Below are 1,062 nucleotides of genomic sequence, written 5' to 3'. Positions count from 1 at the left end.
GAAAACTGGTGGATTTTTGAAATAGGTTCAAATGCAGATACACATGACAAATTTTGGTCAAGATATGTAATGAATACAACATCAAACCCGGGTCCAAACCCTAATCCAAATCAGCAATTTTTTATAGTAAATCGTCAAACAGGAAAAAAATTACGTCCTCAGAATAATGCAGATGGCATTACATTAATCCAAGTTCCGGCAAGCACTACAAGTAATATTGTAAAATGGGAACAAGTAAATACTTCTAATGGTTATTTTTATTTAAAAAATGTAGAAACTGGGAAATATTTTAGGCCAGTAGGTAATAATGATGGTTCTGCCCTTGAACAAAGGCCTACTAGTTATAGTGGCAACTATACACAATGGAAAAAAGTAAATTCTTCTAATGGATATTTTTACTTACAAAACAGACAAACTAATCATTACTTCAGACCTACCACTGACTCTGATAACAGTCCAATGGTACAACGTCCTACAACATATTCTGGTAACTACACACAATGGAAGTTTGATGCTGTCGGTTCTAAAACCAGTGCATTAGAAGATAATAAAATAGCAATATACCCTAATCCTGCATCAAGTCAATTGAAAATACTTGGGATTGCTAAACAAGATATTATATCTGTTAAAGACCTATCAGGAAAAATGGTAATAAAAGAAGTTACATCTATAGAGAAAAACATGAATTTGGATGTATCTCGTCTTCAAAACGGAGTATACGTATTAACAATAAAAAATGCTAATAAAAACACCACACTTCAATTCGTAAAAAAATAAAACATAATTTAAAAATAAACCCTGATTATAAATGTAATTATTAAGAGGTGTACAAAAAGTGTACATAGAGTACAAATGGTATACAAAATCATTTGTAATCCTCTTTTAAATAATAGTTATAGTTATTCCATTATAGCAGTAATACATTTAATATATACTGTTTAAGGTAAAACTAACATTTAAACAAAAAACTTTTTAAACACAAACACAAATCATGAAATCTAAAATTCGTATTTTTTTAATGATGGTCACTATGGCCATATGTTCACAAGTCTTTGCTCAGCG

At 30.0% G+C, this 1,062-nt stretch carries 1 protein-coding gene; it reads left to right on the top strand.

Annotated elements, in window-relative coordinates; translation table 11 throughout:
- A partial coding sequence (locus PQF96_RS28565; RefSeq protein WP_271770474.1) for a T9SS type A sorting domain-containing protein occupies positions 1-777 on the top strand: 777 nt, incomplete at its 5' end.
- Positions 778-1,062: the final 285 nt, after the last annotated feature.

Origin of the sequence: Aquimarina algiphila, assembly GCF_947494415.1 — a bacterium.
GTDB classification, from domain to species: domain Bacteria; phylum Bacteroidota; class Bacteroidia; order Flavobacteriales; family Flavobacteriaceae; genus Aquimarina; species Aquimarina algiphila.
Note: the sequence above shows the minus strand (reverse complement) of the source record. Positions and strands in the feature narration are given on the sequence as shown.